Origin of the sequence: Rhodococcus sp. MEB041 (assembly GCF_030208955.1) — a bacterium.
In the GTDB taxonomy this organism is placed as follows: domain Bacteria; phylum Actinomycetota; class Actinomycetes; order Mycobacteriales; family Mycobacteriaceae; genus Rhodococcoides.
Genome location: NZ_JARVSZ010000011.1, coordinates 1 through 26,441 on the forward strand (window position 1 = coordinate 1; position 26,441 = coordinate 26,441).

27 protein-coding genes are annotated in these 26,441 nt (G+C 67.6%); 16 read left to right on the top strand and 11 right to left on the bottom strand.

The window, feature by feature from the left end:
- Window positions 1-704, top strand: a 704-nt coding sequence (locus tag QRN16_RS21005) for a manganese catalase family protein (protein ID WP_285189729.1), incomplete at its 5' end; no start/stop codon positions are given.
- A gap of 60 nt (window positions 705-764) precedes the next feature.
- On the opposite strand, the gene QRN16_RS21010 is transcribed toward QRN16_RS21005, so the two are convergent.
- Genes QRN16_RS21010 through QRN16_RS21035 form a run of 6 tightly spaced genes read right to left on the bottom strand, consistent with a single transcriptional unit; the run spans window position 765 to window position 6,920 of the window.
- A complete protein-coding gene (locus QRN16_RS21010; RefSeq protein ID WP_285189731.1) occupies window positions 765-1,895 on the bottom strand; it encodes an NAD(P)/FAD-dependent oxidoreductase in 1,131 nt (376 codons plus the stop codon).
- Window positions 1,892-2,089 (bottom strand): ferredoxin, encoded by a 198-nt coding sequence (locus tag QRN16_RS21015; protein ID WP_027504376.1) that lies wholly within the window; start codon window positions 2,087-2,089, stop codon window positions 1,892-1,894. Before QRN16_RS21015 ends, QRN16_RS21010 begins: the two co-directional genes overlap by 4 nt.
- On the bottom strand, window positions 2,086-3,288 hold the full coding sequence (locus QRN16_RS21020) for a cytochrome P450 (protein WP_285189734.1): 1,203 nt from the start codon (window positions 3,286-3,288) through the stop codon (window positions 2,086-2,088). The genes QRN16_RS21015 and QRN16_RS21020 overlap by 4 nt, the downstream gene beginning before the upstream one ends.
- Window positions 3,278-4,825 carry a bifunctional 3-(3-hydroxy-phenyl)propionate/3-hydroxycinnamic acid hydroxylase MhpA gene (gene mhpA / locus QRN16_RS21025; RefSeq protein WP_285189736.1) on the bottom strand — a complete coding sequence of 516 codons (1,548 nt, stop codon included), beginning with the start codon at window positions 4,823-4,825 and terminating at the stop codon, window positions 3,278-3,280. Before mhpA ends, QRN16_RS21020 begins: the two co-directional genes overlap by 11 nt.
- Entirely contained in the window at window positions 4,822-5,757 is a 936-nt protein-coding gene (locus tag QRN16_RS21030; RefSeq protein WP_285189738.1) for a fumarylacetoacetate hydrolase family protein, read from the bottom strand. The genes mhpA and QRN16_RS21030 overlap by 4 nt, the downstream gene beginning before the upstream one ends.
- Window positions 5,754-6,920: a VOC family protein gene (locus tag QRN16_RS21035; protein WP_285189740.1), complete on the bottom strand. Its 1,167-nt coding sequence runs from the start codon at window positions 6,918-6,920 to the stop codon at window positions 5,754-5,756. Before QRN16_RS21035 ends, QRN16_RS21030 begins: the two co-directional genes overlap by 4 nt.
- 233 nt (window positions 6,921-7,153) lie before the next feature.
- Here QRN16_RS21035 and QRN16_RS21040 point away from each other — a divergent pair, with 233 nt between their 5' ends.
- The 4 genes from QRN16_RS21040 (at window position 7,154) to QRN16_RS21055 (ending at window position 11,113) form a co-directional block, all read left to right on the top strand.
- Window positions 7,154-8,371 (top strand): MFS transporter, encoded by a 1,218-nt coding sequence (locus QRN16_RS21040; protein ID WP_285189742.1) that lies wholly within the window; start codon window positions 7,154-7,156, stop codon window positions 8,369-8,371.
- A 28-nt stretch (window positions 8,372-8,399) separates the two neighbouring features.
- Entirely contained in the window at window positions 8,400-9,062 is a 663-nt protein-coding gene (locus QRN16_RS21045; RefSeq protein WP_285189744.1) for an SDR family NAD(P)-dependent oxidoreductase, read from the top strand.
- Between the two features lie 81 nt (window positions 9,063-9,143).
- Window positions 9,144-10,190 (top strand): NAD(P)-dependent alcohol dehydrogenase, encoded by a 1,047-nt coding sequence (locus tag QRN16_RS21050; protein ID WP_285189747.1) that lies wholly within the window; start codon window positions 9,144-9,146, stop codon window positions 10,188-10,190.
- A 62-nt stretch (window positions 10,191-10,252) separates the two neighbouring features.
- On the top strand, window positions 10,253-11,113 hold the full coding sequence (locus QRN16_RS21055) for a helix-turn-helix transcriptional regulator (RefSeq protein WP_285189749.1): 861 nt from the start codon (window positions 10,253-10,255) through the stop codon (window positions 11,111-11,113).
- A gap of 58 nt (window positions 11,114-11,171) precedes the next feature.
- Here QRN16_RS21055 and QRN16_RS21060 read toward each other — a convergent pair whose 3' ends face one another.
- Window positions 11,172-11,531: a VOC family protein gene (locus QRN16_RS21060; protein WP_285189751.1), complete on the bottom strand. Its 360-nt coding sequence runs from the start codon at window positions 11,529-11,531 to the stop codon at window positions 11,172-11,174.
- A 174-nt stretch (window positions 11,532-11,705) separates the two neighbouring features.
- On the opposite strand from QRN16_RS21060, the gene QRN16_RS21065 reads away from it, so the two are divergent.
- The 3 genes from QRN16_RS21065 (at window position 11,706) to nhaA (ending at window position 15,861) form a co-directional block, all read left to right on the top strand.
- Window positions 11,706-12,578, top strand: a complete 873-nt coding sequence (locus QRN16_RS21065; RefSeq protein ID WP_285189754.1) for an alpha/beta fold hydrolase — start codon at window positions 11,706-11,708, stop codon at window positions 12,576-12,578.
- A 147-nt stretch (window positions 12,579-12,725) separates the two neighbouring features.
- Complete coding sequence (locus QRN16_RS21070) at window positions 12,726-14,513, top strand: BCCT family transporter (protein WP_374197695.1); 1,788 nt, start codon at window positions 12,726-12,728, stop codon at window positions 14,511-14,513.
- A gap of 25 nt (window positions 14,514-14,538) precedes the next feature.
- On the top strand, window positions 14,539-15,861 hold the full coding sequence (gene nhaA, locus QRN16_RS21075) for a Na+/H+ antiporter NhaA (RefSeq protein ID WP_027504387.1): 1,323 nt from the start codon (window positions 14,539-14,541) through the stop codon (window positions 15,859-15,861).
- 1 nt (window position 15,862) lies between these two features.
- On the opposite strand, the gene QRN16_RS21080 is transcribed toward nhaA, so the two are convergent.
- Window positions 15,863-16,246 carry a MerR family transcriptional regulator gene (locus QRN16_RS21080; protein WP_222646663.1) on the bottom strand — a complete coding sequence of 128 codons (384 nt, stop codon included), beginning with the start codon at window positions 16,244-16,246 and terminating at the stop codon, window positions 15,863-15,865.
- Between the two features lie 79 nt (window positions 16,247-16,325).
- A complete protein-coding gene (locus tag QRN16_RS21085) occupies window positions 16,326-17,831 on the bottom strand; it encodes a SulP family inorganic anion transporter (protein WP_285189762.1) in 1,506 nt (501 codons plus the stop codon).
- A 129-nt stretch (window positions 17,832-17,960) separates the two neighbouring features.
- Between QRN16_RS21085 and QRN16_RS21090 the strand changes: the two genes are divergently transcribed.
- From QRN16_RS21090 to QRN16_RS21100, 3 genes are read left to right on the top strand one after another with little or no spacing between them, the layout of a single operon-like run.
- Entirely contained in the window at window positions 17,961-18,323 is a 363-nt protein-coding gene (locus QRN16_RS21090) for an ArsR/SmtB family transcription factor (protein WP_285189764.1), read from the top strand.
- On the top strand, window positions 18,320-19,408 hold the full coding sequence (gene arsB / locus QRN16_RS21095; RefSeq protein ID WP_285189766.1) for an ACR3 family arsenite efflux transporter: 1,089 nt from the start codon (window positions 18,320-18,322) through the stop codon (window positions 19,406-19,408). Before QRN16_RS21090 ends, arsB begins: the two co-directional genes overlap by 4 nt.
- Entirely contained in the window at window positions 19,408-19,818 is a 411-nt protein-coding gene (locus tag QRN16_RS21100) for an arsenate-mycothiol transferase ArsC (protein WP_285189768.1), read from the top strand. Before arsB ends, QRN16_RS21100 begins: the two co-directional genes overlap by 1 nt.
- Window positions 19,819-19,875: 57 nt before the next feature.
- Here QRN16_RS21100 and QRN16_RS21105 read toward each other — a convergent pair whose 3' ends face one another.
- Both QRN16_RS21105 and QRN16_RS21110 read right to left on the bottom strand, forming a co-directional pair.
- On the bottom strand, window positions 19,876-20,508 hold the full coding sequence (locus QRN16_RS21105) for a DUF305 domain-containing protein (protein WP_285189770.1): 633 nt from the start codon (window positions 20,506-20,508) through the stop codon (window positions 19,876-19,878).
- Window positions 20,509-20,593: 85 nt separating this feature from the next.
- The gene (locus QRN16_RS21110; protein ID WP_056446472.1) at window positions 20,594-21,025 is read right to left on the bottom strand and encodes a DUF6153 family protein; all 432 of its coding nucleotides are present in this window, start codon (window positions 21,023-21,025) and stop codon (window positions 20,594-20,596) included.
- 364 nt (window positions 21,026-21,389) lie between these two features.
- On the opposite strand from QRN16_RS21110, the gene QRN16_RS21115 reads away from it, so the two are divergent.
- Genes QRN16_RS21115 through QRN16_RS21135 form a run of 5 tightly spaced genes read left to right on the top strand, consistent with a single transcriptional unit; the run spans window position 21,390 to window position 26,356 of the window.
- Window positions 21,390-23,456 (top strand): MMPL family transporter, encoded by a 2,067-nt coding sequence (locus QRN16_RS21115; protein WP_285189864.1) that lies wholly within the window; start codon window positions 21,390-21,392, stop codon window positions 23,454-23,456.
- Window positions 23,457-23,481: 25 nt separating this feature from the next.
- On the top strand, window positions 23,482-23,901 hold the full coding sequence (locus QRN16_RS21120; protein WP_027504396.1) for a DUF302 domain-containing protein: 420 nt from the start codon (window positions 23,482-23,484) through the stop codon (window positions 23,899-23,901).
- A gap of 60 nt (window positions 23,902-23,961) precedes the next feature.
- Window positions 23,962-24,231, top strand: a complete 270-nt coding sequence (locus QRN16_RS21125) for a metal-sensitive transcriptional regulator (RefSeq protein ID WP_027504397.1) — start codon at window positions 23,962-23,964, stop codon at window positions 24,229-24,231.
- Window positions 24,228-25,151 (top strand): class A beta-lactamase, encoded by a 924-nt coding sequence (gene bla, locus QRN16_RS21130; RefSeq protein WP_285189773.1) that lies wholly within the window; start codon window positions 24,228-24,230, stop codon window positions 25,149-25,151. Before QRN16_RS21125 ends, bla begins: the two co-directional genes overlap by 4 nt.
- A gap of 53 nt (window positions 25,152-25,204) precedes the next feature.
- Window positions 25,205-26,356, top strand: coding sequence for an SGNH/GDSL hydrolase family protein (locus tag QRN16_RS21135; RefSeq protein ID WP_027504399.1), 1,152 nt, complete (start codon window positions 25,205-25,207; stop codon window positions 26,354-26,356).
- The last annotated feature ends 85 nt before the right edge of the window (window positions 26,357-26,441 follow it).

Consider the following 26,441-nt stretch of genomic DNA (forward strand, 5'->3'; position numbering starts at 1 on the left):
ACGGGTCGCCGCGATACCAGGGCAAGCAGAACGATCCGCTCGACACACCGGGCGCGGGCGGCGCCGTGCCGCTGAACATCGCCCTGTCCGAGGGCAACATCCACCACTACCTCGTCGGTGCTCAGGGCGCGATGCCCGTCGACTCGGTGGGCAACCCGTGGAGCGGCAGTTACGTCTACAACTCGGGCAACCTCGTGCTCGATCTGCTGTACAACCTGATGCTCGAATCGACGGGCCGCCTGCAGAAGTGCCGCATGTACGAGATGACGGACAACAAGACCGCCCGGTCCACCATCTCCTACCTCATCGTTCGGGACCAGGCGCACGAGAACGGCTACGCGAAGGCACTCGAGACACTGGGTGTCGACTGGAAGAAGACGCTGCCCATTCCGAAGACGAACGCCGAGCAGTTCCCCGAGGTGAAGAAGCTCGTGGAGATGGGCCTGCAGAGCAAGCAGTACACCTTCGACCTCACCGGCGCGTCCGAGGCGGGCCGTATCTACCAGGGCATGTCGCCGTCGAAGGACGGAACGGATCTCGACGCGAGCGAACAGGCGCCGGCGGGTGCACCCCTCGACATCGCGCCCGAGCGACCGGAGGAGTTCGCACCCGGGCTCGATCCGGAGCTCATGGAGCTGATCCAGCAGACCGCAGAGATGGAGATGGCCGACATCGACGCCACGTTCGGCGAACTCGGGAAGTGATCTGACAGTTCACCGATGCGGCACTGCGCGACTCTCGTTCGCGCAGTGCCGCATCGGTGATCACGACACCATGCGTCGCAACAACCCGACAGCCTTCTTCATCCCGTAGGCCACGACGGTCCTGCGACCGTCGTCGTGCGTCCACTCGAGGAGAGCCGAGCCGTCCTTCACCGATCCCTCCAACACGGTGGGTGCACCGACGAGAGGCAGCGGACCGACGACCTTGATGGACAATCCCAGTACCTCGGTCCAGAAGTAGTCGTCCGTCGGTGCGCACCGGGCCGGCACATCCAACACCGATGCCGCGGCGACCCTGCCCTGCGCGATCGCAGTGGACCAGAACGGGGTACGGCGAACCCGGCCGTTCTCGTCCGAGCCACGAGTGACGTCTCCCGCAGCGAACACTCCCGGCACCGCGGTCGCACAGCGGTCGTCGATGTCCACGCCGCCGCCGTCACCGATCCCGCTGCCGTCGAGCCAGTGCGTGCCGGGGACCTCACCGACACAGCTGACCACGAGATCGGCCGTCGACTCGATGCCGTCGATCCGGACCCCACCCACCGGATCGCCGATCAACTCGACGGGCCGGTCCACCCGGCGGACGTCGACCGAGCGTGCAGCCGCCCGTGCGGTGATCGCCTCGGACAGGAACGGGCCGAGTATCCGCTGCAACGGCGGATCCACGTCGATGACCGTGACCGGAACATCGCGTGCCGCACAGGCACTCACCACTTCCATCCCCAGGAACCCTGCGCCGACCACGATCGCGGACGTCGCATTCTCCAGCCGCTCCCGCAGCAGACGAGCATCGGCAAGGCTGCGCACCACCAGCTCACCGCTCTGGTCGGGTGCAGCCAGTCTGCGAGCGTCCGCCCCCGTCGCCACGATGAGAGCGTCGTACGGAACGTCGTCACCCTCCGCGAGAGTGATCAGTCGTCGCCCGACATCGACTCCGGTCGCCAGCGCGGTGACGGCGGTCAGGTCGAGATCGGACAGGTCCCAGACATCGGACGCACCGATGCCCTCCGCGAGAACGCGTTTGGACAGCGGCGGCCGGGCATAGCAGCCGTCGGGATCGCATCCGATCATGGTGATCGGACCGTCGTGACCCAGCGCTCGGAGTTCACGTGCGGCGGTACATCCGGCGATGGAATCACCGACGATCACCACCCGGCGTGCGGCACCGCTCACGCGCGCTCACGCAGCGCCGCGACCGGACAGACACTCACGGCGGATCGAGCACCGGGCACCAACTCGTCCGGGACGTCCGCGCCGTCGTAGGCATGGTGCAGCTCGCCCTCGTCGTCGAGGCTGAACACCTCCGGCGCCTGCTCTGCGCAGATGCCGTGTCCCTCGCATCGATCCCAGTCGACATCGACGATCATGACGATCTCCTCTCTGCTGCGACCAACCTCAGTGGGAGGCGGTCGAATCGGTGGATGACGTTGTTCACCGCACGCGACGGTGTGCCCGTGAGTTCGATGCGCTCGACGCGCTCGGCCAGCACTCGCAGCATCGTGGACGCCTCGAGACGAGCGAGCCCCTGACCCGCGCATCCGTGCACGCCCGATCCGAAGCCGAGTTGACGGGACGCATCGCGGGTGATGTCGAAGGAGTCCGGGTCGTGCCACTCGCGGGGGTCACGGTTCGCCGACGCGTAGAGCACCAGCACTCGCGCGCCCCGAGGAATGATCGCGTCGCCGATGGTCTCCTGGCGCACCGCCCTGCGGGAGAACGCACGGATCGGCGACTCGTATCGCACGACCTCGTTGACCGCGTTGGGAATCAGGGACGGATCCTCGCGGACCGCCTGCCACTGGTCCGGATGGGTCGCGAACAGGTGCAGTGCGCCGGAGATGGCGCCGATGGTCGTGTCCAGCGACGGTCCGAGGTAGTCGATCATCAACGCCGGGCACTGCGATCTCTCGATGCGCCCCTCGTCGGCCGCGGCGAGAACGTCCGCACCCATGCTGCCCGGCAGCACCGAGCGTTCACGGACCACCCGACGGGAGTAGGCCATCATCTCCGACGCTGCTCGGGTCGCCGTCACCGCGTGCCGGTTCAGGGGACCGAGCGCATCGAATGTCGCTCCGGCCCAGCGCAGCAGGTCGTCACGGCCTTCTTCCGGCCACCCGACGAGATCGGGAACGATCGACGTCGGGAGCGCGGTGGCCAGGTCGTCGACTCCGTCGATGCACTGCTGCGTCAGCGCCGCGTCGACGATCTGCTCGGCCTTGTCCTGCACCGCCGACGCCATCTTCCGGACGGCCTTCGGAGTGAGACGATGTGCGAGCACGGATCGCTTCAACGCGTGCTCGTCGCCGTCACTGTTGAGCGTCGTTCCACGACCGAGTCTGTTGGCGACGGGATTCAGCGCGACACCGTCGCCGGAGACGAACGTGCCGTCGTCGAGCAGCGTGGACTTGCATTCCGCGTAGCGCGTGATCGCGTGAACCTTCTGGCGAGTCAGCCACACCACCGGACCCAGAGCCCGCATCTCCGCGTAGTGCGGGTACGGATCGAGAATGGCCGCGGTGGAGTAGATGTCCTCGGTGTAGCGAGGAAGTGCCGTGTCAGTTCTCATCGGCGCGTCCGATCGTGTTCGGGGGCAACGGGCTCGGCGACGGCGGTACAAGGGTGTGGAGTGCGGACAGTGACCGCGCTGTCGCCATCACCGTCCGGTCGGGGCGGACCAGAGCGGCGGACACCCGTCCGCGGCGTAACCATCTGCCGTGGTCGGAGCCGGGGCTGACCAGAAGGACCTCCGCGCCGCGGCGGGCGATCTCCTGACGTTGCGCTGGTTCGGGTTTCACGGTGGTGACCACTGTGAACCGGTACGGTGCCACGGCATCGAAGCGAACACCGCGCTCGGTCGGCGCGTTGGGGCACAGCGTTCCCTCGAGCCGGCGCGGCGACATCGATCCACGTCGCACGAACATCGACGGGTGCAGACGCGGAGTCGCGCTGTCCGTGACGACGGAACTCAGTCCGGGAACACGTGTCACCACCGGGAACACCCGGCGACGCAGACCCGCGACCCTCTCACCGCCGCCGTTCATGGCCCATCCGACGGCGACTGCCTGGCGGATCATGGCGCGCGCGTGCGGTATTCGTTCCTGCTCGTAGCTGTCGAGAGCAGCCTCGGGCAAAGATCCGCCCAGCACCCCGGCCACCTTCCAGGTCAGGTTGTAGGCGTCGCGCAGACCGGCGCCCATCCCCTGGCCGATGAACGGCGGTGTCAGATGCGCCGCGTCGCCCAGCAGGAACACCCGTCGATCACGCCACCGGTCTGCGAGCTGGGCCCGGAACGTGTACTCGGTGACCCGGACGAGCTCGAGATCGGTGCGCGATGCTCGGCGCAGCCACGGGTCGAGCAGCGGTGCGAGTGCATCCAGATCCGGGAAGTCGTCGACGGTCTCGTGTTCGAGAAGTTCGAATTCCCACCGATAGCGAGTCTCGCCGATGCGCATGAACGTGCCCGCGCGGTGCGGATCGCACAGCTGATGCACCCCGTCCCACAGGCCGGGGTCGACGGGACTCGACGCGTCGACCACCAGCCACCGCTGTTCGGGCGCGAGAGTCCGCATCGTCGTTCCGAGCGCGGCCCGCACCGCGCTGTTCGCACCGTCGCACCCGAGCACCACGTCCGCCGTGACGGCGCTGCGTTCGCCCGTGGCGACGTCCTGGACGATCACCTGCACGTGGTCCCTCATCGTGGCCACGTCGGTGATCTCCACGCCGCCGCGAAACTGCACGTGAGGATTCCGCGTCATCGCCGATCGCAGGATGCGCTCGAGCTCCGGTTGGTCGAACATGTTGGCCGGAGGGAAGCCGTGGGGACGGGAATCGGGATCACGCTCGAACTCGGCGATGGTGTCCATGGCGGGGTCCACCAGGCGCAGGCCGCGTCCGGGGCGGGAGATCTCGGTGAACGCCTCCGCGACGCCGAGGTCACCGAGGATGCGGTGGACCTCGTCGTCGAGGTGGACGGCACGCGGCTGCGGGAAGATGTCCTCCCACCGGTCGAGTACGAGGCACTCGATGCCGTGCCGACCGAGCAGTGAGGCTGCCACCATTCCGGTGGGTCCCGCGCCGACGACGACGGCCGGGTGGTGCGTCACGCGTACCGCACCGTCGTGCGCTGCATCCCCAGGTCGAGCATCGCGTCGTCGGTGGCGATGGTCACCTCCACGACGTCACCGTCCTGCAGGTAGGCCGGGTTGCTCGCCTGACGCTTGAAGAAGGTCTTCCACTTCACGGCCGGCGGCAGCAGAGCGCCGATGATCTCGATGGGCTTCGGTGGCGCCTTCAGGGCCGTGCCTCCCGGAGTGCCGGTCAGGATCAGGTCGCCCGGGTCGACGCGCTGGAACCCCGTCAGGGTCCGCAGCGCTTCCGTGGGTCGGTAGATCATGTCTCGCACCGTACTGTTCTGCCGGATCTCCCCGTTGACGCGCAGCATCAACCGCAGTTGCTCGAAACGATCGAGGTCGCCGTCCTCGAGAACAAGGAGGACGGGGCCGACGGGGGTGAAGGTCGGGTACGACTTCGCCTCGTAGAACTGGGTCTTGGGCAGCTGGACGTCGCGGGCCGACACGTCGTTGGTGATCACCAGTGCCGCGATGTGGCGGGCGACCGTCGTGTCGTCGATCGTCGATCCGACGGGAAGGGTCGTCCCCACCACGAGCCCGATCTCCACCTCGTAGTCGAGCAGGGTGACATGGGGCGGCCGGACGATGTCGGCGGTCGGTCCGCTGATCGACCCCGACGACTTCCGGAAGAAGGTCAGTGGCACCGTCTCCGGATTCATACCGGAATCCTTCACGTGCGACACGTAATTGGTCATCTGTGCCACCACTCGACACGGCGCGGTGACGGGCGAGACTAGCTCGAGCGATGCCACGGGGACGGTCTCGCCACCGGCAGCGGCAGCATCGACGGCCGACCGGTCTGCGAGCAGGTCCGCGGTGGTGGTCGCTGTGGTGTCCACCCGAACGGCACCCTCGCGGGTCTGCACCCACCATCCGTCGGCGGTGCGGAGAACGGCGATGCTCATGTCGAGGCTACTTTCATCAGGCCGAGAAGGCGTTCGGAGTCGAATTCGTTGTCGCTGCGCAGTCCGGTGAGGATCGATCGCAGTTCCGACAGGGACCGCTTGTTCGGTGCGATCCCCAGGAAGTCCTTGCTCGCGGGTGGTCCCCACTGCGCGAGACCGGACGCCGTCATCGGCGCCCAGCCAGGTTCGAGCGTGGCGTCGAAGCGGTCTCCGTCGCTGAAGTGCTCGACGAGGAAGCCGTCCGGGTCGCGCCAGTAGTCGAAGATCTGACTGCCCTGGATGTGCCGACCGATCCCCCACGAGTGCCGGTAGCCGCGCTCGGTGAGATAGCGACTCCCCGCACCGATGGCGTCGAGATCGCACACCTGGTACGCCGAGTGGACGTAGCGGTCCGACGGCCCCAGCGTCATCGCGAGCGTGTGGTGGTCGGTCGGTTCGGACCCCCGGTCGCAGCGGATGAAACTCATGACCGGTCCGCGGTGACGTTGCCCGTCGTAGTAGAGGAAGTCGCTGACGATCAGCCCCAGGTGTTCGAGATACCAGGTCAGGTTCTCCAGATAGCGCGTGCGCTGCAGCACCACGTGACCGAGCCGTTCCACGAGGGCGGGCTCGTGCGGTGGCCGCTGCGTGGCATTGGTGCGCGTGATTCCCGCGTCGTCGAGCGCCCCGAAGTTGTAGTCGTGGGTGCGTTGACCCGGCAGTGGGCGACCGTCGTCGAGATCGGCGACCACCCGCACCGGCTGGCCGCTCGGATCCGTCACGGTCACCCCGATCCCCCCGATCGACTCGGGCAGCCGCTCGACGCGATGACCCGTCGCGCGGGCGAGGCGCAGCACGTCGGCGGACTCGGCGGCACGGAACGCTGCACCGACGTAGGACGTCCGGCGCCCCTTGCGGATGATGACGCACGGCGCTCCGTCAGCCAGCCCGCGCAGATGCAACTCGTCATCGGTCCGCACGGTGACTCCGAAGCCGAATGCTTCCGCGAACGTCTGCGCGCGGTCCAGGTCGGGCTTGCGGAACTCGAGCCAGGCGATGTCCTGGACCTTGATCACCGGGTTCATCGCACGACCGGGATGCTCACCCGGCAACGCACCCTGATCGACGTGCATCCCCTGATGCCCGTCGACGTCGCGAGTTCGGTGCGCGTGATCGATCGTCATGGCCGCTCCTGAAGTAGATGATCCTATCATCACTCATGATCGGATCGCCCGTCAAGACTTTCTGATGAAATCATCACAAGGTGGGGTTCGAGTGGGAAGCACGGTGCTCGAGCGCTGACTCGTGTGCGGTGATCCGCGGTATCCGCGGATCACTGCACACAGGTGGCTCGGGCGCGAGAGGTTCCCTGTCAGGGTCTCGTTGCGCCGCGGGGACGTCGATAGCGTCGACGACCATGCCTTCCACCACCGAACGTCGACCGCTGCCTTTCCTCGTCTCCGTCCTGGCGATGGGCACGTTCCTCATGGGCACGTCCGAGTTCGTCGTGGCCGGGTTGCTGCCCGACATCGCCGGCGACCTGGCCATCGGGATCTCCGAGGCGGGTCTCCTGGTCACGGCATTCGCGATCGGCATGATCGCCACGCCGGCGGTGGCGGTGGCGGTGCTGCGAGTTCCCGAGCGCACGACGCTGCTGCTCTCGCTCGCCGTGTTCGCCGCCGGACATGTCGTCGTGGCACTCACCGACGAGCTCTCCGTCGTCCTCGTCGCCCGCTTCGTGACCGCGCTGGTGACGGGGGCGTTCTGGTCGATCGCAGCGTCCGTCGGTGCTCGAGTGTCCGGCCCGGACGACGCCGCGCGTGCCATCGGCATGGTCCTCAGCGGCGGCATCCTGGCGACCGTCATCGGCGTGCCCCTCGGGTCCGTCGCCGGTCAGCTCGTCGGGTGGCGCGGCCCGTTCTGGATCCTCGCCGGGCTGGCGCTGCTCGCGACCGTTCCCGTCGCTCGCATCGTTCCCGGCGGTCGCTCCGCCTCGACCACCGTCCCGCTGCGAGAGCAGACGGCGGCGCTGATGTCGCGGCGCCTGTGGGTGGTCATGGCTGCCTGCGTCCTCGTCACCTCGGCCGTGATGTCCACCTACTCGTTCATCGCCCCGCTGCTGACGGAGCGTGCGGGCCTGTCCGCCGAACTCCTCCCGGTGGGTCTCGCGATCTTCGGCGTCGGTGCCGTCACCGGCACACTCGGCAGTGGCCGGCTCGCAGGCCGCGCGCCGTACGGGACTGCTCTGAGCGGGGGCATGGCCGTCGTGGCGGCACTCGCCCTGCTCGGCGCGGTGTCGGGCCACGCCGCACCGTCGATCGCACTTCTCGCGATCGCCGGTCTCGCCGGTCTCGGTATGAACCCGGTCCTCATGTCGATGGCCCTCAGGTTCGCCGAGGGTGCACCCACCCTGGCCACGTCGCTGTGCACGTCCATGTTCAACCTCGGCACCGCGATGGGGAGTGCGGTCACCGCGCGGGCCATCGGCGTGTTCGGCCCGGCCTCGATCCCGGTCGTCGGCGCAGCGTTCGCCGCCGCGCTGCTCGTTCCGCTGGCTACCCTCGTGATCATGGCCAGGCCCGGACACGGCCACCGCGCCGGCACCACCCGGCAGCACGACGCACTGGTGTCCTGACTTCCACTCGATCAGAGGAGCAACGACCATGACCACGATCGCCATCATCGGTGCGGGTGAGGGACTCGGAGCCGCCGTCGCTCGCCGCTTCGGCCGCGTGGGGTTCTCGGTCGCCCTGATCTCACGAGAGCAGGGCAATGTCGACCGCATCGCCGACTCGCTGGGCGATGCCGGGATCACGGCCGCGGGCTTCGCGGCCGACGTCCGGAACCCCGAGTCCCTGACCACCGCGCTGGACTCGGCGGCCGAGCGACTCGGACCGATCGAGGTGCTGCAGTACAGCCCTGTCCCGGCAAGGGAATTCATGAAGCCGGTCCTCGAGACACGCGTGGCCGATCTCGTCGGTCCGGTCGAGTTCTCCATCTACGGACCCGTCACCGCGGTGAACTGGGCACTGCCGGGAATGCGGTCGCTGGGACGCGGCACCGTGCTGTTCGTGAACGGAGGCAGTGCAGTTCGTCCCGGCGCGACCGTCGCCGGGACCTCAGTCGCCTTCGCCGGCGAGAGTGCCTACGCCCAACTGCTGCACGACGCACTCGCACCGGAGGGGCTGCACGTCGGCCAGCTGATCATTCCGCGGGGCATCGGCGCGGGTGAGCCGTCGCACGAACCGGACGCGCTCGCGGAACTATTGTGGACCATGCACACCGAGCGCGGCGAATTCCGCACGTTCGCAGCACCTCTGGACTGACCGTCTCGACGAGAGGTGCCCTGCGGGTACACCCTTCGTCAGGGACTCCCTCGACCGCCGATGCGGGTGTCGACTGGAGACATGACCACTCCCGTGAAGGCGTACGCCGCCACCGCAGCAGACGAGCCACTGTCTCCCTACACCATCGACCGCCGCGATGTCGGACCTCACGACGTCCGGATCGACATCGCGTTCGCCGGAATCTGCCACTCCGACATCCACACCGCCCGCGGCGAATGGGGCCCGGTTCCGTACCCCCTCGTCGTCGGCCACGAGATCGCGGGAATCGTGGCCGAGATCGGCTCCGAGGTCACGAAGCACGCGGTCGGCGACCGCGTCGGCGTCGGCTGCATGGTCGGCTCGTGCGGCGAGTGCGCCCAGTGCGTCAAGGGATTGGAACAGTACTGCCTCGTCGGCAACATTCAGACCTACGGCAGCACCGACCGCGACGGCACGGTCACTCAGGGTGGCTACTCGCAGCAGGTCGTCGTCACCGAGCACTTCGTCGTCACGATCCCCGAGGGCATCGAGCTCGACGCTGCGGCGCCGCTGCTGTGCGCCGGCATCACCACGTACTCACCGCTCCGCCACTGGGGCGCAGGACCCGGCAAGAAGGTCGCCGTCGTGGGGATGGGTGGACTCGGGCACATGGCCGTGAAGCTCGCGCACGCCATGGGAGCCGAGGTCACGGTCCTGTCGCAGTCGCTGGCGAAGCAGGAAGACGGACTACGTCTCGGCGCGGACCACTACTTCGCCACCGGCGATCCGGACACGTTCACCGAGCTCGCCTCCACGTTCGACCTGATCATCAACACCGTCAGCGCGTCGATCGATCTGAACGCACATCTGTCGCTGTTGGCCGTCGACGGTGCCATGGTCAACGTCGGCGCGCCGGCGGAACCACTCCCCCTGCAGGTCTTCTCGCTCATCCCGCACCGCCGTACCTTCGCAGGATCCGCCATCGGCTCGATCGCGGAGACTCAGGAGATGCTCGACTTCTGCGCCGAGCATCGTCTCGGAGCCGAGATCGAGGTCATCTCCGCAGACAAGATCAATGACGCGTGGGAACGCGTGCTCGCCTCCGATGTTCGCTACCGGTTCGTCATCGACACGGCGACGCTGGCCTGACCGCGCGAGGGGTGTCATGACAGGGCCTCCCTCATCGCCTCCGGTCGTCCTACGCTGAATTCATGGACACCAAGGCCGAGGTTCGCGAGTTCCTCATGACCCGCCGCGCGAGGTTGACACCGGAGGCAGCGGGCATCACGACCAGTGGTACCCGTCGGGTGGCCGGCCTGCGTCGCAGCGAGGTGGCGTCGCTGGCCGGCCTGTCGGTCGAGTACTACGCCCGCATCGAGCGCGGCGCCATCGGCGGCGCATCGTCGTCGGTGCTCGACGCGCTCTCGCGCGCCCTGCAGCTCACCGACACCGAACATGCGCATCTGCTCGATCTGGCTCGCGCGGCCGACGGTGTCCCCACGTCGGGACGCCCCCGTCGCAGGGCGGAGCGCATCACCCCACCTCGCATCAGCCTGCAGTGGGCACTCGACTCCATCACCGACGGCGTCGCCTTCGTACGCAATCGACGGCAGGATCTGCTGGCCACCAACGAACTGGGAAAAGCGTTCTACGCGCCCGTCATCGGTGACGGCGGCCGGGTGCCCAACCTGGCTCGGTTCCAGTTCCTCGATCCGATGTCGCGGGAGTTCTATCCCGACTGGGACCTGTTCGCGCAGATGTGCGTCTCCATCATGCGTGCGGAGGCCGGCCGGGACCCACACGACAAGGGCCTGCAGGACCTCGTCGGCGAACTGTCCACACGCGACGAGACCTTTCGCAGGCTGTGGGGAGCACACGACGTCCGCACTCACGGCGCCGGGACCAAACGCTTCCACCATCCCGTCGTCGGCGAGGTCCACCTCGCCTACGAGGAACTGGTGATCACCGCGGACCCCGGTTCCGTACTCATGGTCTACACAGCGGAGCCCGGATCCCCGAGCGCGGATCGACTGCGACTGCTGGGGTCCTGGTCGACTGAAGCAGCCCGCTGATCGTGTACTCCCGACCCCGGAATCCGGGGTCTCGATTCCACTGTCGTCATCGCGTGGTTCAGGACGCCGCCCACACACCCAGCACGGTGCCGCTCGGATCGGCGAAGTGGAAGCGTCGTCCACCCGGGAAGTCGTAGGGGCCGGACACCACCGATCCGCCAGCCTCCTCGACCGCCTCGGCCGATGCGTCCAGGTCGTCGGAGTAGAGCAGCACGAGTGGTCCTCCCGCCGGCGCGGGGGTCTCGACCACGGCCAGTCCACCGGCCTCGGCGCCGTCGGCTCCCACGATGCCGGCGTACGTCGGGCCGTAGTCGACGAACGTCCATCCGAAGGCACCCGCGTAGAAGGCCCGAGCGACCGTCAGGTCGGTGACCGACAGCTCGATGTAGTCGATGCGGTGGTGCCTGGTCGTCGCCATTGCCCGATCATGCCGGTCGAGCACGCCCGGCGCGTGTCCTTCCGCGGGACCTCTGTCGCCGAGTGGCAACCCGCCGACCGCACGAGTAGTGTCCTCCCACGGTGTGCCGGGAAGTCTGGTCGGCGGTCGCTTCCGCGACCCCGAACGACGTCCAGCAGGAAGAGGCACCTCGACATGATGCTCGCCGTCGACACGGGCACGTACCGGACCACAGCAGGCCGAGACGCCGTGCAGGAATGGTGCCGACGCAGACTCGCCGACTGGTCCACGCCGCACACCGTTCGCCGGATCGACACCTCGCTCGGCTCGACCGTCGTCACGTCCGTCGTTCGACCCGACGCGCAGCGCACCGTCGTGGTGGTGCCCGGCGAGCTGTCTTGCGCGGCACTTCTGACGCCGCTGATCGATGCGATGCCCGACGCCACGGTGCATGTCGCCGACATGCCCGGCCAGCCCGGGCTCAGTTCGGGGGTGCGCCCGCGCCGGGGCCGGGCCTCGGCCGACTACGGTCGCTGGCTGGAGGACACCCTGACGCAGATCGGCGGCCCGCGGCCGGTTCTGCTGGGCATCGGGAGCGGCGCCGCGGCGGCCCTCTCCGCCACCTGCCGATCGTCGGTCGGCGCGATGGTGCTGGTCCGTCCCGAAGGCATCGTCCCGGTCTCTCGCCCCGATGGGCGGTTCCTGCGACGCCGCACGTCAGCGCACAGCACCTCCAGGGCGGTGGCCGCACTCTGCGGACAGCATTTCCGTCCGGACGACGACCTGGTGGAATGGCGACTTCTGGTGTCGACACATTGCGCCGGAACGCGCGCGGATCGCCACATCTCGGAGCGGCGGCTCGCGGAGTGGAGCCGCGCGGTGCCGCTCGAAGTGGTGGCGGGATCGTGTGATCCGGTGCTCGACCACCGTCGACTGGACGACCAGGTGTGGGAGATCACCGGTCGGGACACGACGGTGCTCGACGACTGCGGTCACCTCCCGGAACACGAATGCCCGCGGGCGCTCACCGCCGCGATCGAGCGGGTCGACCGACTGGTCCGGACGTAGCGGATTCGCGTCCACCCCGGCCTCACCGCCATGATCGACTGACCGATCGTCTATTTCTCAGGATGTGAACAAGTGAATTCAGTACGATCCGCCTGGCGCGGAATACGCAAACCGGTATTCATTCCCGCGTCCGCGATCATCGTCGCCATGATCGTTTTCTCCGTCATTTTCGCGGGTACCGCGGCCGACGCATTCGAGGCCCTCAACGGGGCCATCACCGACGGTGTCGGATGGTGGTACATCCTGACGGCGACGGGATTCGTCGTCTTCGCTCTGTACTGCGGCGCCAGTCGTATCGGCAACATTCGCCTCGGCCGCGACGACGAGAGCCCCGAATTCGGCGTCCTCTCCTGGTTCGCGATGCTCTTCAGCGCCGGCATGGGCATCGGACTGGTGTTCTACGGCGTCGCAGAACCGTTGTCGCACTACATCACTCCCCCGGTTGCCGGGGGTGTCGACGGATCGACCGACGCGGCCGCCAACCAGGCCATGGAGCTCACTCTCTATCACTGGGGTCTGCACGCATGGGCGATCTACGTCGTCGTCGGTCTCGGACTCGCGTACATGACCTACCGTAAGGGCCGCCCCCTGTCGGTTCGCTGGCTCCTCGAGCCACTGCTCGGACGGCAACGGATCGAGGGCGGTATCGGTCACGCCATCGACGCGATCGCCATCATCGGAACGCTGTTCGGCGTCGCGACCTCACTCGGTTTCGGTGTTCAGCAGATTTCCGCCGGTCTGTCCTACCTCGGCTGGGTGGAGACGAACAATTGGCTGACCATCGCCCTCATTGCCTTCGTCACGTTGCTCGCCACGTATTCCGTCGTCTCGGGTGTGTCGAAGGGCCTGAAATGGCTCTCCAACATCAACATGGCACTCGCCGCCGGCTTGGCTGTGTTCGTCCTGATCGCCGGACCGACGCTGTTCCTCATGCAGTCGTGGGTGCAGAACCTCGGTGGGTACGTCCAGGCGCTGCCGGAATTGATGCTCCGTACATCGCCTTTCGCCGAGGACGGGTGGGCCGGCGCCTGGACCATCTTCTACTGGGGATGGTGGATGAGCTGGGCACCGTTCGTCGGCATGTTCATCGCACGGATCTCGCGCGGCCGCACGATCCGCGAATTCGTCTTCGGCGTGCTGCTCGCACCGACTCTCGTCGGCTCGCTGTGGTTCACCATCTTCGGTGACTCCGGAATCCTCCGTCAGCGCAACGAGGGCACCATGCTCGCCGACGACGGAACCGTCGGCACGGACACGAGCCTGTTCCAACTTCTCGACGGTCTTCCGCTCGCGACCGTCACGAGCGTTCTCGCCATCGCGGTGATCGTGTTCTTCTTCGTCACCTCCTCGGACTCCGGCTCGCTGGTCATCGACATCCTCTCCACCGGTGGTGATCTCGACACACCCAAGATCACCCGCGTCTACTGGACCGTGCTCGAGGGCGTCGCTGCCGCCGTTCTGCTGCTGATCGGTGGATCCGGATCACTCACGGCCTTGCAGACGGCGTCGATCGCGACCGCGGTGCCGTTCTCGATCATCATGGTGCTGGCGTGCGTGTCACTCCTGAAGGCCTTCCGCTACGAGGTGGCCACCACGCCGTCCTACGTCCGCATCACCCCTGCCGGAGATGCACCGCCCGTGGACGGCACGACACCGGCGAGACGGCCGGAGCGCGGCGGTATCTCCACCACGTTCGCCGGTCTGTCCCCGTCGAAGGACGGCCTGTCCACTCCGTCCGGGCTGCTCGCGGTCCAGTCGGTACCGCAGAGCCGACTTCAGATCGACCCGGACACCGGCGCCGTTCAGTACTCGGAGCACGACGAGCCGGTCGATCCGCTCGGCGGCGAGGTCTTCGACACCCCCGAGTTCGCGGACTCCGCCGAAGGCGAAGCCCACCAACGCCGTACCGACGCCACCGCGTACGACAACTCCTGATCGTCAGAGCACCGAAGGGCACCCTATGACGTCATCCTCGCCACCTCCCACGCGTCGCAGTCTGCTCTCGCGGGGGTCGTGGTCCGAAGCCTCGCGCATCACCGACGTGTTGCGCAAGGAGACCGTCGGGGGTGCCCTGTTGCTGGTCGCCACGGTGATCGCTCTCGTCTGGGCCAACTCCCCGTGGTCGGCCGCCTACGACACGCTCATGGCGACACGAGTGGGCCCGTCCGCGCTCCACCTCGATCTCACTCTCTCCACGTGGGCCGCGGACGGCCTGCTCGCGATCTTCTTCTTCGTCGTGGGCCTCGAACTCAAGCGCGAGTTCGTCGCCGGCGACCTCCGCGACCCGGCGCGTGCGGCCCTGCCCATCGCGGCCGCGATCGGCGGCATGGCCGTGCCCGCACTGATCTTCGTCGTCGTCAATCTGCGCACCGGTGACGGCGCACTGCTGGGGTGGGCCATTCCCACCGCGACCGACATCGCCTTCGCGGTCGCCGTTCTCGCCGTCGTCAGCACGCACCTACCGCTCGCATTGCGCACCTTTCTGCTCACGCTGGCCGTCGTCGACGATCTCCTCGCGGTGACGGTGATCGCGATCTTCTACACCGCCGACCTGAACTTCGTGGCGCTCGGCGCCGCGATGATCCCGCTCGCCCTCTTCGCCGTCGCCGTGCAGCGACGGATCCGGTCGTGGTGGATTCTCATTCCCCTCGCGGTCGTCACCTGGGTTCTCATGCACGAGTCCGGCGTTCACGCCACGGTCGCCGGCGTGCTGCTCGGATTCGCGGTGCCGGTGATCCGCAGCCGCGCCGCCGGCGGTCCGGAGGCCGGTCCCGGTATGGCCGAACACTTCGAACATCGCATCCGACCTCTCTCTGCCGGTGTCGCAGTGCCGCTCTTCGCATTCTGCGCCGCCGGCGTGACCGTCGGCGGCGTGTCGGGCTTCTTCGAGGCGCTCGGCGACCCGATCGCCATCGGCATCGTCGCGGGACTGGTGGTCGGCAAGACCATCGGCGTGCTGGGCACCACGTATCTCGTGTCCCGCTTCACCCGTGCCACTCTCGATGCCGGACTCGCGTGGCGTGACGTGTTCGGCGTCGCCGTTCTCGCCGGCATCGGTTTCACCGTCTCGCTGTTGATCGGCGACCTCGCCTTCGGTGAGAGCACCGAGCGAGACGATCACGTCAAGGTCGGAGTGCTGACCGGATCGGTGATCTCGGCGTGCATCGCCGCCGCGATTCTGCGCAGCCGCAACCGCGCGTACAAGCTGATCCACGAGGAGGAGACCCGCGACGACGATCACGACGGCATCCCCGACGTGTATCAGCGCCGCGAGGAGAGCTGACTCAGAGTTCGGTGACCGGCCTGCGGGCCGCGAGCAGAGCTGCGAACTCCTCGCCGTAGGCGAGATGGCGTCGCAACGTCTCGCACCGGTCCAGCGCCTTGTCGTGGCACTGGTCAACGAATTGTGTTGCGGCAGTTCGGTCCTCGTCGTCGGCATCGCCGTTCCCGAGGACGTCGAGGGCTGCGAGCAGCTCGCCCATCTCGGCCAGCGTGAACTCCAGCGGCTTCATCCGCCGGATCACCAACAACCGCTCGACGTCGGCCTCGGTGTAGAGCCGGAATCCGCCGGCCGATCGCGCCGACGGGACGACGAGACCCACCGAGTCGTAGTGGCGCAGTGTGCGAATGGACAGTGCCGTGCGCTCGGCGACCTCACCGATCTGCATGCTCTCGCCCACTGTCCCGCTCCTTCGTCGTACGTCGAGTGTGCGTCGACTCTAGTTCCGACCCGGAGACCGGGCCCGATCAGTGTCCTGCGCCGAGGTTTCCGCTGAGCCGGTCCCGTCGTTCCACGGACGACGCGTTCAGCCCCACGATCTCGACCTTCTTGCCCCTCGCCGCGTACTTCGTGGTGACGGCATCGAGCGTCGCGACCGTGGAGGCGTCCCAGATGTGGGACTCCGACATGTCGATGACGATGTTCTCGGGGTCACCGACGTAGTCGAACTGGTGGATCAGATCGTTGCTGGAGGCGAAGAACAGCTCTCCCAGGACCTTGTAGACGCGCGTGTTCTCGTCCGGGTGCGCCACGTCGACCACCTCGGTGAGGTGCGCGACCCGCCGCGCGAAGAGCACCATCGCGGTGACGACACCGACGACGACGCCGTAGGCCAGGTTGTGGGTCGCGACGGTCACGGCCACCGTGGCGATCATGACCAGCGTCTCGCTCTTGGGCATGCGCCGCAGGGTCGACGGACGGATGCTGTGCCAGTCGAACGTGCCCACCGAGACCATGATCATGACCGCGACCAACGCGGCCATCGGGATGAGTGCCACGATGTCGCCGAGTCCCACCACGAGGATCAGCAGGAACGTTCCGGCGAGGAAGGTCGAGATCCGGGTACGTGCGCCGGAGACCTTCACGTTGATCATGGTCTGGCCGATCATCGCGCAGCCGCCCATGCCGCCGGTGAAGCCCGTGACGAGGTTGGCGACACCCTGGCCCCAACCCTCGCGGGTCTTGTTCGAGCGCGAATCGGTGATGTCGTCCACCAGCTTCGCGGTCATGAGTGATTCGAGCAGACCCACCAGTGCGATGGCGAGCGAGAACGGCGCGATGATCGACAGGGTGTCGAGGGTGAACGGCACGTTCGGGAGCAGCAGCGTCGGAAGCGAGGACGGCAGCTCGCCCTCGTCGCCGACATCGGGAACCTGCAGCGCGAACACGAGGGTGGCGGCGGTGAGCATCACGATGGCGATCAACGGTGCGGGCACTACGGTCGTCAGCTTGGGAAGGAACACCATGACCACGAGACCCACTGCCACGAGGGGATACACCAGGGCGGGCACGCCGATGAGGTAGGGCAACTGCGACGTGAAGATGAGGATGGCGAGCGCGTTGACGAACCCGACCATCACGCTGCGCGGAATGAAGCGCATCAGCTTCGCCACTCCGACGACGCTGAGCACGATCTGCAGGACGCCACCGAGGATCACGGCGGCGATGAGGTAGTCGAGGCCGTACTCGCGTGACAGTGGCGCGACGACGAGGGCGATCGCTCCGGTGGCGGCCGAGATCATGGCCGGACGACCGCCGACGATCGAGATGATGACCGCCATCGTGAAGGACGCGAACAGTCCGACGCGGGGATCGACACCGGCGATGATGGAGAACGAGATCGCCTCCGGGATCAGCGCCAGCGCGACGACCAGGCCCGCCAGCACCTCGGTCTTCAGTCGACGAGGTGAGCGCAGCGCGGCCAGCACCGAGGTGTCCTCGGGTGGGGCGACGGTCGAGCCGGCGTGGGACATGACGAGCCTCTTTCACGGTGCGGGACTGCCGGAGGCCGAGCACGGCCCTCCGCTGGGGCGGAACTCTACTCTCACCGGAGAGTAGAGTGCGAATTGACCGAGACCATCGACAACCGTCAATATAGAAGAATGTCGAATCAGTCAGAGCCCGACACGGGTGTCCGATGCTCGCCCCTGGTTCGTGAACCTCTGACCGAGCAGCAGTCGCACATCCTCGCGTCGATGTTCAAGGCGCTGGGCGACCCGGTCCGGTTGCGCCTGCTCAGTCTCATCGCGAGTCACGACGGTGGTGAGGCGTGCGTGTGCGACATCTCCGGATCCTTCGACCTGTCGCAGCCGACCATCTCCCACCACCTCAAGGTGCTTCGCCAGGCCGGCCTGCTCGACTCCGAGCGGCGCGGAACCTGGGTCTACTACCGCGTGATTCCCGCTGCGCTGCAGCAGTTGTCGGCCGTCATGGCCACCGTCGACCCGACGCTGGTGACCGCATGAGCACCGCGGCGAACACCAGCGGCCACCCCGCCGTCGTCGGCAAGCTCTCCACCCTCGACCGCTTCCTGCCGGTGTGGATCGGCGTCGCGATGGTCGTCGGGCTCCTGCTCGGACGACTGATCCCCGGGATGAACGACGCCCTGTCGTCCATCTCCGTGGACGGCGTGTCCCTGCCGATCGCGATCGGCCTGCTGATCATGATGTACCCGGTGCTGGCCAAGGTCCGCTACGACCGCCTCGACACCGTCACCGGTGACAAAAAGCTCCTGCTCGGTTCTCTCGCTCTCAACTGGATCCTGGGCCCGGCCTTGATGTTCGCGCTGGCCTGGCTGTTCCTCCCCGACCTGCCCGAGTACCGCACCGGACTCATCATCGTCGGACTCGCCCGCTGCATCGCGATGGTCATCATCTGGAACGACCTCGCCTGCGGCGACCGCGAAGCCGCCGCCGTTCTCGTGGCGATCAACTCGGTGTTCCAGGTGATCATGTTCGCCGTCCTCGGCTGGTTCTACCTCTCCGTGCTCCCCGGCTGGCTCGGTCTCGACCAGACCACCATCGAGGCATCACCGTGGCAGATCGCGAAGTCCGTGCTGATTTTCCTGGGCATCCCGTTGATCGCCGGATTCGCCTCTCGGTACTTCGGCGAACGCGCCAAGGGCCGCGACTGGTACGAGACCTCGTTCATCCCAAAAATCGGGCCGTGGGCGCTCTACGGACTGCTGTTCACCATCGTCGTCCTGTTCGCCCTGCAGGGCGACCGCATCACCTCCCAGCCCCTGGACGTCGTTCGCATCGCGCTCCCGCTGCTGGTGTACTTCGCCGTGATGTGGGGCGGCGGATACGCCCTCGGCGCAGCGATGGGACTGGGCTACGAGCGCACGACGACCCTGGCGTTCACCGCGGCGGGCAACAACTTCGAACTCGCCATCGCTGTCGCGATCGCCACCTACGGCGCCACGTCCGGTCAAGCCCTCGCCGGCGTCGTCGGACCCCTGATCGAAGTCCCTGTGCTCGTGGGCCTGGTCTACGTCTCGCTGGCACTGCGCAGACGATTCTCACCCACCCGACAGACGAAGGAATCCTGATGTCCCGCAAGCCGAGTGTGTTGTTCGTCTGCGTGAAGAACGGCGGCAAATCGCAGATGGCCGCAGGGCTGATGCGCACGGTCGCCGGTGACGATGTCGAGGTGCATTCCGCCGGGACTGCCCCCGGCAGTGCAGTCAACGCTCTGGCCGCCGAGTCGCTGCGCGAGGTCGGAGTCGATCTCACCGGTGAGCACCCCAAGCCGATCGATCCGGATCTGATGTCCCGGATGGACTACGTCGTCACCCTCGGCACCGAGGCGACCGTCGACCCGGTCGAGGGACCGACCTACCTGAACTGGGACACCGACGAGCCGTCGACGCGAGGCATCGAGGGCATGGAGCGGATGCGCCTGGTGCGCGACGACATCGCCACGCGCGTCGACGAACTCGCGGCGCGCCTCCGGAACTGACACGGGCCGCACCCGACGGCCGGCACTCCCGTCGGAGTGGCGGCCGTCGGCCGGAGGTCAACCGAGAAGTTGTTCCATCCTGGCGATCTCGGCGTTCTGCGTCTCGACGATCGTGCGGGCCATCGCGACCGCGTCGTCGTTCGAGCCCTCCTCGATCTCCGTCTCCGCCATGGCGACCGCACCTCGATGATGGTCGATCATCAACGTCAGCCACCGCTGGTCGAACTCGTCGCCGGACAAGGCCGTCAGGGAGGCCATGTCCTGCGAACTCATCATTCCGCTCCCCGACCCGTGATCCATGCCCTGCATGTCGTCGGGCGATGCAGACGGAGACGGCTGACCCCACTCCGCCAGCCAGGAGGCCAACTGGTCCATCTCGGGTCCCTGCGCGTCCGCGATCTCGTCGGCGAGCGTGACCACGTCCGGGTTCGTGGACCGCCCGTCGACCATGGAGGCCATCTCGACAGCCTGAGCATGGTGCGGGTACATCATCGATGCGAACGCGACGTCGGCGTCGGCGTCGGCGAAGTCCGCAGCGGGATCCTGAGACGGCGCGGACTCCATGGACGAGGAACCCATTGAGTGGCCCTCCATCGACGCGGACGACCCGTCGTCGCCACAACCGGCGACGAGGGCGACTCCGATCGCGGCAGCGGCGAGTGTGGTGACTGTCGTGTTCTTGACATGCATGGGCGTACTCCTGAGGTGTGTCGAACGGAAAAGGGGTCTGAATCGACGTGCGATCCGCCGGGGCATCACTGCCCCGGGCTCCCCGTCACACCCGCAGAAGTACCGAGTCGTCCAGCGAGGACAGCGCCCATGGTGGAGCTCGACCTGCGCGGGCGACGATCACGACGACACGGTCGGATGCGTCATCGAGCGCCGGCAGGCACTCGACGGCCCCGATCGGGACCGACATCGGCGGGAACGAGGTGACCGTCCCGATGCACGGATGCATCATGTCGTGACCGCCGGGACACGGCAGTCGCTCCGCCGCCGGACCGGGCTCCGCGATGTGCGTGGCGGCGTCAGCGTGGACCTCCGCGTCCATCGACGCGTGGTGGTTCGGCATCGCTTCATGGGCCGCGGCGGTCTGGACGGGCACCACCATGTGCATCAGCACCACGCCCAGTGCGATCGAGACGGCCCACCAGGCCATCGGCACAGCGAGGGTCAGCGAACGTCGCTGCCGAAGACTGTGCAACACGGGCCCCAGCGTACCGACGAGTACCCCCTGGGGGTACGTCGGGCGGTCGTCGCACCGAAACCCGGCAACCTCGCTCAGATACCCCAGGGGGTACTTGCATACCCCCCCTCGTATGTGACACGGTGTGCGCAGTACAGCGGATCGAACGAGGAAGGAGTGTCCTGTGGGCCCCGTTGCCGAATGCTCACAGTTCCACCGCTGAGCACACCCTCACACCACTTCTCGACGATGGCCGATCCAGGCCGCTCAGATACCCCCACCCGTACAGGAGTCCACCGTGTCCCAGTCCGACACCGTCGCCGAATCCCTGCCAGGCGACCACCACGACAGTGCCCCCGGCCGCCTCGGCCGGTGGGGCGCAGCCATGGTCACCCGCCGCCGCTGGGTCTTCGGCACCTGGTTGATTCTGCTGATCGCCCTCGGATCCGCTGCACCGTCGGTGTTCTCGTCCCTCGCGGGTGCCGGGTGGCAGGCGAACGGATCGGAATCGGTGCAGGTCCGCGAGCTCGCCGAGGAACACTTCGGCGGCAACTCCTCCGCTGCGGTGCAGGTCGTCGTCCACAGCGACTCCGGTGCGCTGAGCGACCCGGCAGCGACCGCCGCGCTCACCGGCGCGACCGACATCCTGAACGCGGACCCGCGTTTCGGTGAGATCGTGCCCCCGCAGCCGGGGATGACGATCAGCCCGGACGGACGCACCGGCATCCTCATCGCCGGCGCCGACGGCACCACCGACGAGATGGTCACCGCCGTCGACGACGTCAAGGACCAGCTCACCGCACTCTCCGGCGACGGTGTCGAGGTCTACCCCACCGGGGCGTCGGCGCTGTGGTCGGACTTCAACAAGGCCAACCACGACGCGATGATCCAGGCCGAACTCATCTCCTGGCCCGTCACCCTCGCCATCATGGTCCTCGCGTTCGGCTCACTCGTCGCCGCCGGACTCCCGCTGCTGCTGACCATCGCCGGTCTCGTCGCCTCCGCGGGCGGGCTGGTCCTGCTCAACGAGATCACCCCGATCTCGGTGTGGGCCATGAACTTCGCCATGATGTTCGCGCTCGCACTCGGCATCGACTACGCACTGTTCCTCGTCGCCCGCTTCCGCGACGCCCTGCGCTCCCGCGATCCCCGCGCGGCCGTCGCCGAGACCATGGACACCGCGGGCAAAGCCGTGGTCCTGTCCGGACTCACCGTCCTCGTCAGCCTGTCCGCCGTGCTGATCGTTCCCGCCCCCGCGGTGCGGACCATGGCCGTCGGCATCATGCTCGCCGTCACCTTCGTCCTGCTCGCCACGCTCACCCTGCTCCCCGCCGCCCTCGGCGCGCTCGGCTCGAAGGTCAACGCCGCGTCCCTCCCCTACGCCAAGCGTCAGCAGCACCGCTCGCCGATGTTCGCCGCGTGGGGCGCTCTCCTGCACAAGCACCCGTGGCCGTTCGCGCTCGCCTCGATCGGCGTCCTCGTCGCACTCGCACTTCCTGTTCTCGGCCTGAAGGTCGCGATGCCGTCGATCTCCGTGGTCCCCGAGGACGCACCGGTGCGGCAGGGCTACGCCCTCGTCCAGCAGCAGTTCGGCGACGGCGCCCCCGGCGCACTGCAGATCGTCGTCCCCTCGGCCGACGCCGCCGACACGGCCGCCGCCGCGGCGCAGGTGCCCGGCATCGCCATGGTCACCCCACCGCAACCCGCCGCCGACGGCTCCGGCTACGCACTGCTGCAGGCGATTCCGGCGGTCGACCCCTCCGACGAGTCGATGGGCACCATCCTCGCCGACCTGCGCGGCGAACTTCCGGAGTCGGCGCTGGTCGGCGGCGCACCCGCGGAGAACCTCGACCTGCAGCAGGCCCTGAACGACTACCTGCCGCTCGTCGTCACGATCATCCTGATCCTCGGGTTCGTGCTGCTCCTCGTCGCACTGCAAGCACCCTTGATCGCGTTCCTGGGCACCGCGGTCAGCCTGCTCTCCACCGCCGCCGCGTTCGGCGTCGCGAAGCTGATCTTCCAGGACGGGCACGGCGCCTCGCTGCTCGGCTTCACTCCGCAGGGCTTCCTGAACGGGTGGGGACCGGTGTTCTTCTTCGCGATGATCTTCGCCATCGCCATGGACTACACCGTGTTCCTCCTCGGCACCGCCAAGGAGCACGTCGAGCGCACCGGCGACGCGACGACGGCGATGATCGACGGTCTCGCCCACTCCGGGCGGGTCATCTTCGCCGCGGCCGCGGTGATGGTGGCGGTGTTCTTCACCTTCGCCCTCGCCGACCCGCTGCCGCCGAAGGAGATGGGCATCATCCTCGGCGTCGCCGTGCTTCTCGACGCCATCCTGATTCGGTTGATCCTGCTGCCCGTCCTGCTCCGACTGACCGGCTCCGCCGCCTGGTGGTCACCGGCCTGGCTCCGCAAGGCCCTCCCGTCCATCAGCTTCTCCCACTGACACCCCCGACCGAAGGACGACACTCGTGACCATCGCTCTGACCACCACCCTGACCGACACCGACTTCGACACCGCCGTCCAGCGCACCCGAGACGCCCTGGCAGAGCAGGGTTTCGGCGTGCTCACCGAGATCGACATGCAGGCCACCCTGAAAGCCAAGCTCGGTGAGGACATGGAGCGCTACCTGATTCTCGGCGCGTGCAACCCGCCCCTGGCCCACCGCGCCGTCGGCGTCATGCGACAGATCGGCCTGCTGCTCCCCTGCAACGTCGTCGTCCGCGAGGACCCGGACAACGCCGACGTGATCATCGTCGACGCCATGAACCCCGACATCATGGTCCAGTCGACCGGAGTGCCGGCGCTCGGCGACGTCGCCCACGACGCAGCGACCAAGCTCCGCGCTGCCATCGCCACGCTCGCCGACGAACCGGCACCCGGACACTGAGACTCTGATGCCCCCGGGGGTACCATCGACAGCTCACGGCAGTTCTGACAGGAGTTCATCATGGTCGGCGACGACGACAGCATCGCACTGGTACTCAACCGACTCCGGCGCGCCAACGGCCAACTCACCGGGGTCATCTCGATGATCGAGAACGGCCGCGACTGCAAGGAGGTCGTCACCCAGCTCGCCGCCGTCTCGCGCGCGCTCGACAGGGCAGGGTTCAAGATCGTCGCCACCGGCCTGCGCGAATGTATGACCGGTGCCACCGCCGACAACAAGGAACCCATGACCGAGGCGGAACTCGAGAAGCTGTTCCTCGCACTCGCGTGACGAGACGAGCACTCCTGCACACGGCGGCCCGACCGCGCGTCGCGCTCGCTGTCGTCGCCCTGGCCCTCACCGCGTGCGCTCCCTCGGGCGGTGTGCCCGTCTCGCCGGCTCCCACGTCGAGTCGAGCAGAGCGCGACGACGTCTCGACCGGACTGCAGGCTGTCGAGGAACGCTACGACGTGACGGTGGGTGTCAGCCTCCTGAACACCGGGACCGGCGAGACGATCAGCTATCGCGGAGCCGAACGTTTCGGTTTCGCTTCGACAGTGAAGGTGTTCCTGGCAGCCGAGTTCCTGCGACGAACCCCTGAGGACGCTCGGGACGACCTCGTGAGGTGGACCGCGGCCGACATCGAGCGCGCGGGATATTCACCGGTGACCACGGCACGTCTGGACACCGGACTCACGGCGGCCGAGTTGGCGGAAGCGGCCGTGCGGGAGAGCGACAACACGGCGACCAACCTCGTGTTCGACCAAATCGGCGGTCCCGCAGAGCTCGATGCGGCTCTGTCCCGACTCGGCGACGATGTCACGGACATCGTCGACGTGGAGCCGGGCCTCAACACGGTCGGACCCGACAGCACCGGAAACACCACCACCGCCGACGCGTTCACGACGAGTCTGGCCGCACTGCGGGGTGCCGGCTCGTCGACCGATGCCGACGCAGCGACCCTGGCCGAGTGGATGAGCGGGAACGCCACGGGCGACGCACTCGTCCGCGCGGGGGCGCCGAGCGGATGGACGGTGGCCGACAAGTCGGGTGGCGCCGGGGCCGTGCGGAACGACATCGCCGTCGTCACATCACCCGGCCGTCCCCCGCTGGTACTGACGGTGCTGACACGGAAGAACGACGCCTCGGCACCGTACGAGGACGCCGCGGTGAGCGAGAGCGCCGCGGTCGTCCTGAACACCGTTCGGTAGCCCCTGAACACCGTTCGGTAGCCCCTGAACACCGTTAGGTAGTCTCGGAAAGTATGATCACCGCACCACTCAACGACGACATCGTCCTCGGTGCAGCCGAGCTCGAACGCGTGGATCGGGGCGTGCGCCCACACCGGCTCCCCCGTGCCGTCCGGCAACGCGATGCGGACCCGCAGCTCGCGATGATGGAGGCGCAACCGTCCGGAGTACGTATCGCCGCGCGCACGACCGCCGTCCAGATGGTCCTCGAGGTCCACACCACGCGCATGACCTACCGGGGTGTGATGCGCGACCGGGGCGCCGTCGACGTGGTGGTGAACGACTCGATTCTTCAGTCGCACGTGCTCTCGGGCGGTGACACCGTCGAGATCGATCCGACCACCGGGACGAGCACGGTCCACCCGGGAACGACGGAACGCATCACCCTCACCGATCTGCCGGCCGGGGAGAAGACGGTCGAGATCTGGCTCCCCCACAACGAACAGGTGGATCTGGTCTCGCTGTCCGCTGATGCCGTTCTGCACCCGGCGCCGACGAGCGGACCGAGGTGGCTGCACCACGGCAGCTCGATCAGCCAGGGATCCAACGCCGCGAGCCCCACGCGCATCTGGCCTGTCGTCGCGGCCCGTCGTGCCGGCGTTCGGCTGCGCAACCTGGGTTTCGGGGGCAGCGCCTTCGTCGATCCGTTCATGGCTCGCGTCGTGCGGGACTCCCCCGCGGACGTCATCAGCGTCAAGCTGGGCATCAACGTCGTCAACCTCGATGCAATGCGCCTTCGTTCGTTCGTTCCCGCAGTTCACGGGTTCCTCGACACCGTCCGCGACGGGCACCCGACCACACCGCTGCTGCTGATCTCGCCGATCCACTGCGCGATCCACGAGAACACTCCGGGACCCGGGGCGATCGATCCCGACTCGTTCGCCGCCGGCTCCGCGAGATTTCGCGCGACGGGCACGGAGGGCGACATCGCGCTCGGACGCCTGACACTTCGCGTGATCCGTGACGCGCTCGCTCAGATCGTCGACAGTCGATCGGACGACCCGAACCTCCACCACCTCGACGGACTGCTGCTCTTCGGCGAGGACGACGAACGGCGCCACCCACTTCCGGACAACCTGCATCCCGACACCGACGCCCACGCCGTCATGGGACAGCGTTTCGCGGACATCGCCTTCGGCCCGTCAGGGCCGTTCGCGCCGGGGTGATCACGGGGCGTGGGCCCGACCGGGGAACGTGAGTGTGACCAGTCGGTGCATTCTCACGGAATGCGCGTGGGGTGGCGAAAATGGG

What these genes read in the sequence shown, in the direction of transcription:
- QRN16_RS21055 (WP_285189749.1), top strand. Translation starts at nt 10,253, where the DNA reads ATGGACACCAAGGCCGAGGTTCGCGAGTTCCTCATGACCCGCCGCGCG.
- QRN16_RS21060 (WP_285189751.1), bottom strand. Translation starts at nt 11,531, where the DNA reads ATGGCGACGACCAGGCACCACCGCATCGACTACATCGAGCTGTCGGTC.
- QRN16_RS21070 (WP_374197695.1), top strand. Translation starts at nt 12,726, where the DNA reads ATGATCGTTTTCTCCGTCATTTTCGCGGGTACCGCGGCCGACGCATTC.
- arsB (WP_285189766.1), top strand. Translation starts at nt 18,320, where the DNA reads ATGAGCACCGCGGCGAACACCAGCGGCCACCCCGCCGTCGTCGGCAAG.
- QRN16_RS21115 (WP_285189864.1), top strand. Translation starts at nt 21,390, where the DNA reads ATGGTCACCCGCCGCCGCTGGGTCTTCGGCACCTGGTTGATTCTGCTG.
- QRN16_RS21035 (WP_285189740.1), bottom strand. Translation starts at nt 6,920, where the DNA reads ATGACGATCGATCACGCGCACCGAACTCGCGACGTCGACGGGCATCAG.
- nhaA (WP_027504387.1), top strand. Translation starts at nt 14,539, where the DNA reads ATGACGTCATCCTCGCCACCTCCCACGCGTCGCAGTCTGCTCTCGCGG.
- QRN16_RS21045 (WP_285189744.1), top strand. Translation starts at nt 8,400, where the DNA reads ATGACCACGATCGCCATCATCGGTGCGGGTGAGGGACTCGGAGCCGCC.
- QRN16_RS21050 (WP_285189747.1), top strand. Translation starts at nt 9,144, where the DNA reads ATGACCACTCCCGTGAAGGCGTACGCCGCCACCGCAGCAGACGAGCCA.
- QRN16_RS21090 (WP_285189764.1), top strand. Translation starts at nt 17,961, where the DNA reads ATGTCGAATCAGTCAGAGCCCGACACGGGTGTCCGATGCTCGCCCCTG.
- QRN16_RS21135 (WP_027504399.1), top strand. Translation starts at nt 25,205, where the DNA reads ATGATCACCGCACCACTCAACGACGACATCGTCCTCGGTGCAGCCGAG.
- QRN16_RS21105 (WP_285189770.1), bottom strand. Translation starts at nt 20,508, where the DNA reads ATGCATGTCAAGAACACGACAGTCACCACACTCGCCGCTGCCGCGATC.
- QRN16_RS21040 (WP_285189742.1), top strand. Translation starts at nt 7,154, where the DNA reads ATGCCTTCCACCACCGAACGTCGACCGCTGCCTTTCCTCGTCTCCGTC.
- QRN16_RS21080 (WP_222646663.1), bottom strand. Translation starts at nt 16,246, where the DNA reads ATGCAGATCGGTGAGGTCGCCGAGCGCACGGCACTGTCCATTCGCACA.
- QRN16_RS21020 (WP_285189734.1), bottom strand. Translation starts at nt 3,288, where the DNA reads ATGAGAACTGACACGGCACTTCCTCGCTACACCGAGGACATCTACTCC.
- QRN16_RS21030 (WP_285189738.1), bottom strand. Translation starts at nt 5,757, where the DNA reads ATGAGCATCGCCGTTCTCCGCACCGCCGACGGATGGTGGGTGCAGACC.
- QRN16_RS21065 (WP_285189754.1), top strand. Translation starts at nt 11,706, where the DNA reads ATGATGCTCGCCGTCGACACGGGCACGTACCGGACCACAGCAGGCCGA.
- QRN16_RS21100 (WP_285189768.1), top strand. Translation starts at nt 19,408, where the DNA reads ATGTCCCGCAAGCCGAGTGTGTTGTTCGTCTGCGTGAAGAACGGCGGC.
- QRN16_RS21085 (WP_285189762.1), bottom strand. Translation starts at nt 17,831, where the DNA reads ATGTCCCACGCCGGCTCGACCGTCGCCCCACCCGAGGACACCTCGGTG.
- QRN16_RS21125 (WP_027504397.1), top strand. Translation starts at nt 23,962, where the DNA reads ATGGTCGGCGACGACGACAGCATCGCACTGGTACTCAACCGACTCCGG.
- QRN16_RS21015 (WP_027504376.1), bottom strand. Translation starts at nt 2,089, where the DNA reads ATGATCGTCGATGTCGACTGGGATCGATGCGAGGGACACGGCATCTGC.